The organism is Pseudomonas sp. KSR10 (assembly GCF_022355455.1).
Lineage (GTDB): Bacteria > Pseudomonadota > Gammaproteobacteria > Pseudomonadales > Pseudomonadaceae > Stutzerimonas > Stutzerimonas stutzeri_E.
The window spans coordinates 135,432-144,223 of record NZ_JAKOEN010000025.1 but is presented as its reverse complement, the minus strand read 5'-3'; the positions used below and the strand labels follow the sequence as shown (position 1 = coordinate 144,223).

General features: G+C 62.8%; 9 protein-coding genes. 6 read left to right on the top strand and 3 right to left on the bottom strand.

Going from position 1 to position 8,792, the window contains the following annotated elements; translation table 11 throughout:
• Positions 1-260 precede the first annotated feature (260 nt).
• Genes MCB86_RS22700 through flhA form a run of 4 tightly spaced genes read left to right on the top strand, consistent with a single transcriptional unit; the run spans position 261 to position 4,558 of the window.
• The gene (locus tag MCB86_RS22700; protein WP_019342009.1) at positions 261-533 is read left to right on the top strand and encodes a flagellar biosynthetic protein FliQ; all 273 of its coding nucleotides are present in this window, start codon (positions 261-263) and stop codon (positions 531-533) included.
• A gap of 20 nt (positions 534-553) precedes the next feature.
• Positions 554-1,333 (top strand): flagellar biosynthetic protein FliR, encoded by a 780-nt coding sequence (gene fliR / locus MCB86_RS22695; protein ID WP_045160115.1) that lies wholly within the window; start codon positions 554-556, stop codon positions 1,331-1,333.
• A complete protein-coding gene (gene flhB, locus MCB86_RS22690) occupies positions 1,326-2,465 on the top strand; it encodes a flagellar biosynthesis protein FlhB (protein WP_239612226.1) in 1,140 nt (379 codons plus the stop codon). Before fliR ends, flhB begins: the two co-directional genes overlap by 8 nt.
• Positions 2,462-4,558 (top strand): flagellar biosynthesis protein FlhA, encoded by a 2,097-nt coding sequence (flhA, locus tag MCB86_RS22685; RefSeq protein ID WP_239612225.1) that lies wholly within the window; start codon positions 2,462-2,464, stop codon positions 4,556-4,558. The genes flhB and flhA overlap by 4 nt, the downstream gene beginning before the upstream one ends.
• 48 nt (positions 4,559-4,606) lie before the next feature.
• Here flhA and MCB86_RS22680 read toward each other — a convergent pair whose 3' ends face one another.
• The 3 genes from MCB86_RS22680 to MCB86_RS22670 all read right to left on the bottom strand — a co-directional run bounded on the left by MCB86_RS22680 (position 4,607) and on the right by MCB86_RS22670 (position 6,147).
• A complete protein-coding gene (locus tag MCB86_RS22680; protein ID WP_045160112.1) occupies positions 4,607-5,296 on the bottom strand; it encodes a dienelactone hydrolase family protein in 690 nt (229 codons plus the stop codon).
• A gap of 131 nt (positions 5,297-5,427) precedes the next feature.
• Positions 5,428-5,760: a PilZ domain-containing protein gene (locus MCB86_RS22675; RefSeq protein ID WP_045160111.1), complete on the bottom strand. Its 333-nt coding sequence runs from the start codon at positions 5,758-5,760 to the stop codon at positions 5,428-5,430.
• Between the two features lie 168 nt (positions 5,761-5,928).
• Positions 5,929-6,147 carry a hypothetical protein gene (locus MCB86_RS22670; RefSeq protein ID WP_045160110.1) on the bottom strand — a complete coding sequence of 73 codons (219 nt, stop codon included), beginning with the start codon at positions 6,145-6,147 and terminating at the stop codon, positions 5,929-5,931.
• A 190-nt stretch (positions 6,148-6,337) separates the two neighbouring features.
• Between MCB86_RS22670 and MCB86_RS22665 the strand changes: the two genes are divergently transcribed.
• Entirely contained in the window at positions 6,338-7,789 is a 1,452-nt protein-coding gene (locus tag MCB86_RS22665) for an iron-containing redox enzyme family protein (RefSeq protein ID WP_239612224.1), read from the top strand.
• Between the two features lie 25 nt (positions 7,790-7,814).
• Positions 7,815-8,762, top strand: a complete 948-nt coding sequence (locus MCB86_RS22660; protein ID WP_239612223.1) for a class I SAM-dependent methyltransferase — start codon at positions 7,815-7,817, stop codon at positions 8,760-8,762.
• Positions 8,763-8,792: the final 30 nt, after the last annotated feature.

Genomic DNA, 8,792 nt, shown 5'->3' with positions numbered 1-8,792 from the left:
AGGAGTGATGGGACATGGATGTCCCTTCGCGACGACCCCCGGAGCAGCACCGGAGGGAGGGCAGTTTTGCGAAGCAAAACCCGGATGCAGGGGTGGCCTTCTTTTTGGTTACTTTTTCTTGGCCACGCAAGAAAAAGTGACTCGCCCAGCAGGGCGAAACCACTGCCTCAGCCAACCCGGCCAACGGCTGTAACCACACGAACCCAGAGCCTAAAAGCTTGGCGGCTAAGGCCGCTCCCACGAAAAGCGAAGGTGCTCCCATGCTGACCCCCGACACCGCCGTCAACATCGTCTCCAACGCCATCCACGTCATCGTGCTGGTGGTCTGCGTGCTGGTGGTGCCGAGCCTGCTCGGCGGCCTGCTGATCAGCATTTTCCAGGCGGCCACCCAGATCAACGAACAAATGCTGAGCTTTCTGCCACGCCTGCTGATCACCCTCGGCATGCTCGTGTTCGCCGGCCACTGGATTCTGCGCACCTTCAGCGACCTGTTCATCGAAACCTTCACCCAAGCCGGGCGGCTGGTCGGCTAGCCGTGGGCAACGAACCCATCATGCAGGTCGGTCAGTACCTGCAGTCGCTGCTCGGTTACTGGTGGCCGTTCTGCCGCATCATGGCCGTGTTCAGCCTGGCGCCGATGTTCAGCCACAAATCGCTCAGCGTGCGGGTTCGCGTGCTGCTGGCGATTGCCCTGACCGTGGTGCTCACCGCCGCGCTTCCAGCCACGGCGCCCATCGACCCGCTATCCATGAAGGGCATTCTCACCGCGTTGGAGCAGATCGCCATGGGCCTGCTGCTGGGCGTGGCGCTGATGCTGGTGTTCACCGTGTTCACCCTGATCGGCGATATCGTCTCGACCCAGCTGGGTCTGTCCATGGCGGTGTTCAACGACCCCATGAACGGAGTGTCGTCGGCCTCGATCATCTATCAGCTGTATTTCATCCTGCTGGCGCTGCTGTTCTTCGCCACTGACGGCCACCTGGTGATCGTCACCATCATCTACCAGAGCTTCATTTTCTGGCCGGTCGGCAGCGGCATTCACTTCGACGGCCTGCAGACCATCGCCCTATCGCTGAGCTGGGTGATTTCCGCCGCGTTGCTGATCGCCCTGCCGATCGTCTTCTGCATGACCCTGGTTCAGTTCTGCTTCGGCCTGCTGAACCGCATCTCGCCGGCGATGAACCTGTTCTCCCTGGGCTTTCCCATGGCGATCATCGCCGGATTGGTATTGATCTTCCTGACGCTCCCCAACCTGTCGGAAGCCTACCTGCACCTGACCCGCGAGCTGCTGGGCAACATCGGCGAGATTCTGCGGAGCGGCCGCAATGTCTGAGCAGAACAGCAGCCAGGAAAAAACCGAAGAGGCCTCCGAGCAGAAACTCAAGAAGAGTCGCGACGATGGCCAAGTCACCCGCTCCAAGGACGTCGCTACCACCGTCTCGCTGCTGGCCACGTTGCTGGTACTCAAATTCAGCTTCGGCTTCTTTTTCGATGGTCTGCAGCAGGCGTTCAGCTACTCGTACATCGACTTTCACAAGAGCGAAATCACCGTCGAAGATCTGCAGCTGATCCTCACCCATAACCTGCTGGTGTTCATCAGCGTGTTGCTGCCGCTGCTGATCACGCCGATTCTGGTCATCGCCTTCGCCCTGGTGCCGGGTGGCTGGGTCTTCGCCTCAAAAAACTTCGCGCCCAAATTCAGCAAGCTCAACCCCATTACCGGCCTGGGAAGGATGGTGGGTGCGCAGAACTGGACCGAGCTCCTCAAGTCGCTGCTCAAGATCGCCGCGCTGCTGGGCATCGCCGCCGGCCAGCTGTACTACGCCGCGCCCAAGCTGATCGCCCTGCAGCGCAGCGACATCACCAACGCCATCGGCAGCGCCTTCTCGCTGACCTTCGATCTGGCGATTTCGCTGCTGCTGGTATTCGTGCTGTTCTCGTTCATCGATATCCCGCTGCAGCGCTTCTTCTTTCTGAAAAAGATGCGCATGACCAAGCAGGAGCGCAAGGAAGAGCACAAGAACCAGGAAGGCCGGCCCGAGGTGAAGGCGCGGATCAAGCAGCTGCAGCGCCAGCTGGCCCAACGGCAGATCAGCCGGGTGATCAAGGACGCCGACGTGGTGATCGTCAACCCGACGCATTATGCGGTGGCGCTCAAGTACGACCCGAAGAAAGCCGAAACACCCTTCGTCATCGCCCGTGGTGTCGATGAAACGGCGCTGTACATCCGCAAGCTGGCCCAGGCCAACAACCTGGGGGTGGTCGAACTGCCGCCACTAGCGCGGGCGATTTACTTCAGCACCCAGATCAATCAGCAGATTCCGGCGCCGCTCTACACCGCGGTGGCCCATGTGCTGACCTACATTCTCCAGCTCAAGGCCTGGAAACAGGGCCGGCGAAGCAAGCCGAAGCTGGCCAGCGACATCCACATTCCCGAAGAACTGTTCAACCGAGCCCGAGCATGAGCCTGATTCAGAAACTGACGCCGACCTTCAGCAGCGGAAGGATTGGGATCCCGCTGATCATCCTGTCGATTCTGGCGATGATCATCCTGCCGCTGCCGCCGCAGCTGCTGGACGTGCTGTTCACCTTCAACATCGCCATGTCGATTCTGGTGTTGCTGGTCAGCGTGTCGTCGAAAAGTCCGCTGGATTTCTCACTGTTCCCGACGGTAATCCTGATCACCACGCTGATGCGCCTGACGCTCAACGTCGCCTCCACGCGGGTGGTGCTGCTCGAAGGTCATACTGGCACGGGCGCTGCGGGCAAGGTGATCGAAGCCTTCGGTGAGGTGGTGATCGGCGGCAACTTCATCGTCGGCCTGGTGGTATTCATCATCCTGATGATCATCAACTTCATCGTGATCACCAAGGGCGGTGAGCGGATCTCGGAAGTAACCGCGCGCTTCACCCTGGACGCCCTGCCCGGCAAGCAGATGGCCATCGACGCTGACCTCAACGCGGGCCTGGTGAACAACGAAGAAGCCAAGGCACGGCGCCAGGAAGTGGCCAAGGAAGCCGACTTCTACGGCGCGATGGACGGCGCCTCGAAGTTCGTTCGCGGCGACGCCATCGCCGGCATCCTGATCCTCTTGATCAACCTCTTCGGCGGCTTTGCCATCGGCGTGTTCGTCCATGACCTGGCAGCCGGCGAAGCCTTCAAGCAGTACGCACTGCTCACCATCGGTGACGGCCTGGTCGCGCAGATTCCGGCGCTGCTGCTGTCCACCGCGGCGGCGATCATCGTCACCCGGATCAACGAATCCAGCGACATCACCAGCCAGGTTCAGCGCCAGCTGCTGGCCAACCCGGCCTCGCTGTACACCGTGGCTGGCATCCTCTTCGTGCTCGGCCTGGTACCGGGCATGCCGCACCTGGCATTCATCGGCTTCGCCGCGCTGATTGGCTTCATCGGCTGGCGGGTATCACTGCATGAGCCACCGGCCGCTGGCGCCGATCTCAAGGAAATCCAGGCCATCGGGCAGGCGATGGACAAGGAAAAGGCCCAATCGCTAGCCTGGGAAGACATCCCGCTGGTCGAGCGGCTGTCCATTTCGCTGGGCTACAAGCTGGTCGGGCTGGTCAACGAAGCCTCCGGGGCGCCATTGCCGGCGCGGGTGCGCGGCGTGCGCCAAACGTTGTCCGAGCATCTAGGCTTTCTGCTGCCGGAAGTGCAGATCCGTGACAGCTTGCGGCTCAAAGCCTCGCAATACGACATCTACATCAACGGCGAGAAGATCGACGGCGCCGAGTTGCATGCCGACCGCCTGATGGCGATCCCCTCGCCGGAACTGTACGGCGAGATCGACGGCATCCTCGGCACCGACCCGGCCTACCGCATGCAGGTGGTGTGGATTCAGCCATCGGACAAATCACGCGCGCTGAATCTCGGCTATCAGGTGATCGACTGCGCCAGCGTGGTCGCCACGCACCTGAACAAGGTGGTGCGCGAGCATCTGCCGGACCTGTTCAAGCATGACGATGTCGAGCACCTCATGCAGCGCCTGACCCTACAGGCACCGAAGCTCGCTGAAAGCCTCAAGGCGGCACTGACCTATACCCAGCAGATGCGCGTCTACCGCCAGTTGTTGCAGGAAGAGGTGCCACTGCGCGACATCGAGACCATCGCCAGTACCCTGCTCGAATGCAGCGAAACCACCAAGGACCCAGTGCTGCTGGCTGCCGACGTGCGCTACGCGCTGCGCCGCAGCATCGTTTCGATGATCGCCGGTGATCGCCGCGAACTGGCGGTGTTCGTGCTGGAAAACGCGCTGGAAAACACGCTGCTCAATGCCCTGGCCATCGCCCAGCAGGCCGGCCAGGTGAGCCTGGACAACATTCCGGTGGAGCCGAGCCTGCTCAACCAGCTGCAGAACAGCATGCCGGTGGTGAAGGAGAAGCTGCGCAAGGAGGGCCACCCGCCGATCCTCACCGTGATGCCGCAGCTGCGTCCACTGCTTTCGCGCTACGCACGGGTCTTCAGCCCGGGCCTGCACGTGCTGTCGCAGAACGAGATACCCGATCGCGTCGGGGTGAACATTCTCGGCACGCTCGGTTGAGCCACTCGCCCGATCGCGTCGGGCGCGACCGAGCGATGACCGGCGTGATTAGAGCGTATTGGCCAGAAACATCAACGACCGCCCGTGCGCCAGCGCGGCGGCGGTCTGGTTGTACATCGGCCGTTCCCAACAGTTGAAACCATGATCGACACCGGCATAGGTTTCGATCTGCGCCGATTTGCCAGCCATCGCCTGACGCACCGCGGCTACCGCATCGGCAGAGATGTAATGGTCCTTCTCAGCGAAGTGGAACAGCGTCGGGCAACGGATCTTCTCGGCCTGGGCCAGCCGGTTTTCAATACCGCCGGGGTAATAGCAGATCGCGGCGTCGACCCCGGCATTCGCGGCACAGAGAAACGACAGCAAGCCGCCCATGCAGTAGCCGATCGACGCCACTTCGCCGCTGCATTCGTCGCACTGACGCAGCGTTTCGACGCTGCGCCGCAGGTCGTCGATGGCCAAGTCGAAATCGAGTTGCTTCATCAGCTCGAACGCACGCTTCCAGTCCTGCTCGGTGTAGCCCAACTGGATGCCTGGTTGACTGCGCCAGAACAGGTCCGGCGCCAGCACCACGTAGCCATCGCGGGCGTACTGGTCGGCCACGGCCTGGATATGAGCGTTGACGCCGAAGATTTCTTGAATCAGCAGCAGGCCAGGCCCGGCGCCGGTAGGGGGAAGGGACAGGTAGCCCTTGAAGGTTCCGTCCTGAGCGGGAATATCGATCCATTGTGAAGCCATGTTCGTCTCCTCTCGCGTGCGGTGGGTTGAAGACCACGGTTACCGGCCACAGCAAAGAGGCCGCCGCAAGGAGTTGCGACAGAAGCTGCCAATCAGAGTTCGTTACGATCCGGCATTGAGCAGGCCGCTCGTCAGCGCCGCCGGGGCAGCAGCTGGGCGACCATCTGCACGAATGGCGGACAGGGCCGGTCGAGGGCAAAGCCCATTTCGAACGAATCGCGACGCGAGTCCTTGCGCACCCACTGGCAGATCACCACCACCTCGACCTCGCGCAAACGCTCGCCGTGATCCGGTACGTGCAGGCACATCTCGTAGCAGCCACCGATGGACAGCGGCTGTCTGGCGACCAACCGAAGGCCGGCGATGGACAGATCGCCGACATAGCCCATGGGCTCGCCGCTGAGACGGTTGGTCACCTGGATACGGCTGAGATGGCGGAAGGTAAGGCGGCTATGTTGTCGCATGGCGAGGCTCTGCAGTCCTTTGTTCGACCGCAGCCCGTGACCGAGAGCGTCGTCCCGGCCGCAGCGGCGGTGTGCTTAAAGGCAGCAGGCGACCCGAACGCGCCGGAAATTAAGGCGCGCTGGAAATATTTCCCGGCCGGCCGAGCGACCCCGCGCCGCGCAAGACGGCTAGCGCTCGGGGTTATGCGGCTTGCGACGCTTCAATGCGTCCTCTTCGCTGACCTCGTCCGCCATGCTCGGCGGGACGTTGTAGGCACCGCCCGGCACATCGTCGCGATCGCCGCCGGCCACTTCGCCGTTGCGCGGACTGCGCGCCTGATCACCGCGCTTTTCGTTACGGTCTTCGAGAGGATCGGGATTTTCCTTGCCGCGTTCGGATGGGTTCATGGGACCTCCGTCTGATTGATCGTCGGACACGCTCGGTGCCTCCGTAATTAGGAAGACGATCGGCACCGGAAGTTGCACCGTGACCGCCCGGCAGGACGACCGGCCATTCGGCAGACTTGCTGAACTTATCCCGCTGGGCAGCGGCCAAAAAACCATCTGGGGTCTTCCCCAACTGCCGCCGTGTGAAGCTATGCAATTGACTCGAAGCCTGCCCGTAGACGCTATCCCTGTTGCCCCCGAAACGGCGACGCCGTCCAAGACGCTTTATTTCGCCCTGCTCGACGCGCCCGACAACGACAGCGTCCGTGCCAACGCCGCGCAATACCTCAACGCCCAGCTGGATGCCGCGGCCTCCCTGCCCTGCGACTTGCCACCAGACCCGGCGGGGCTGGGCGAATGGCTGGAGAGCCATACGGCAAAAATCGGCGGCCAGTACCAGACTTATCTTGACGATCGTCGCGCCGGTGCACCGCGCCGGTACTTCTCCAGCAAGGCCCATGCGCTACATTTTCTGCAGGGCGTGGCACCGACCAAACTGGTCGACGGCGCCTGGCTCTACGGCCTGCTGCAGCGCTGGGACGATGCGCGATTCACGGCGCTGATCCAGACCTATCTCGAGGAGCTCGGCGAAGGGCTGCCGGAAAAGAACCATGTCGTGCTCTATCGCAAGCTGCTCGCCAGCCAGGGCTGCGACGATTGGCAGAACCTCGGCGACGACAACTTCGTCCAGGGCGCGATTCAACTGGCGCTGGCCGAGCACGCCGAACAGTTTCTGCCCGAAGTGATCGGCTTCAATCTGGGCTACGAGCAGCTGCCGCTGCATCTGCTGATCAGTTCCTACGAGCTCACCGAACTGGGCATCGACCCCTACTATTTCACCCTGCACGTGACGGTCGACAACGCCGACAACGGGCATGCGAAGAAGGCCATTCAGGGTCTGCTGGCCGCCTGGCCGCAGGTTGGCGACAGTCAGGAATTCTATCGCCGGGTCGTCAACGGCTATCGCCTCAACGACCTGGGCGCCAGCACGCTCTCGGTGATCGGCGGATTCGATCCCGAACAGGAGGTGCGGCGCGTGCTGGAAAAGAAGGCCGGCGTCGGACAGTTCGTGCATTCGGATTACTGCCGCTTCGATGGCTACACGGTGAACCAGTGGCTGGCCGAGCCGGAGCGGATTCCGCAGTTCCTCGACACCCTGCAGCGTCGCGGTTGGATCAAGCGCCACGAAGATCCGCAGAACAGCCGCTTCTGGCAGATGATCACCGGCGAACAGGCGCCGATGTTCGGCGTATTCAGCGCCCATGAACAGCAATTGCTCCATGACTGGATCGCCGGCGACTGGCTGGCGGAGCAGACTCCGACCCAAGGCAAACCGCATCAGTCACTGGCACAGCGCCAGGGTCAGTTCGGCGGCCGTCGGCGCGTCACCAGCGAGCGGCCGGCCAAGCCTGCGCTGGTGCACGATCAACGGCAGGCGGTCAGCGACTTCGATCAGGAGGCTCAGTTGCTGGAACAGCAAGTGGCGCAGCTGCCAACGCGCGAGGCGCGCATGCGCCATCTGCTGCCCTTGCTGGCCCCCTCCCGCCACCACAGTGCTGCCGGGCTGCTGGCCACCCGACTTTTCACCGGACTTTTCAACTGAAGGCGAAACCTCGCCAGGGAATCACATGATCTTGGAAAACGCACGGGACCGCGCGCTGCTGCACCTGGCTCAGGCGCTGCGTGAGCGCGGCTATCATTTCATCACCCCTACCCCGCTGACCCACGAGCGGGTCAATCAACGCATCGAGAATGCCCTGGCCAAGGACCTGACCGGGGTGTTCGGCTGGACCCGGCCGTTCCAGCACGAGCTGCTGCCACCGGCGCTGTTCAGCCTGATGGACCAGGCCGGCGTGCTAGAACCCTGCGGCTCGCGCTGGCGCAGCCGGGTGCGCCTGTCGAGTCTCGACGGTCAGCTGTTCGTGCATTCGGCGCACCCCACCGATGCGCCGGACGCGGTGTTTTTTGGACCGGACACCTACCGTTTCGCCAACGCCATCCTGGCGCACCTGAACAACCACAAAGGCAGCATCAGCCGCGCGGTGGACATCGGTTGCGGCTCTGGCGCCGGTGCCATTCTCACCGCGCTGGCGCGGCCGCAGGCCGAGGTGGTGGCGGTGGACATCAACCCCGAAGCTTTGCGCCTGACCCGGGTCAACGCGACGCTGGCCGGGGCTGACAACCTGACGGCTCGGCATAGCGACCTGCTCAGCGACGTCGAAGGCGAGTTCGATCTGATCCTGGCCAACCCGCCTTATCTGGTCGACCCGAAAGAACGGGCCTATCGTCACGGTGGCGGTCCGTTGGGCGCGGGCCTGTCACTGGCGATTTTCGATAGTGCCCTGGAGCGCCTCGCGCCCCGCGGTACTTTGCTGCTCTATACCGGCGTGGCGATGCCGGGCAGCCAGGACCCCTTCCTCAACGAAATCCGCCAACGTCTGGAAGGGCGCGGGTTGCAGTGGAACTACCGGGAAGTCGACCCGGATGTGTTCGGTGAAGAGCTGCTCGATGGCGCCTATACCGAGTGCGAGCGGATCGCCGCGGTCGTGCTGGAAGTGACTCGGCCGGCTGATTGAGCCGGCGTGCGGCGCCTTGCCAGTCACCGA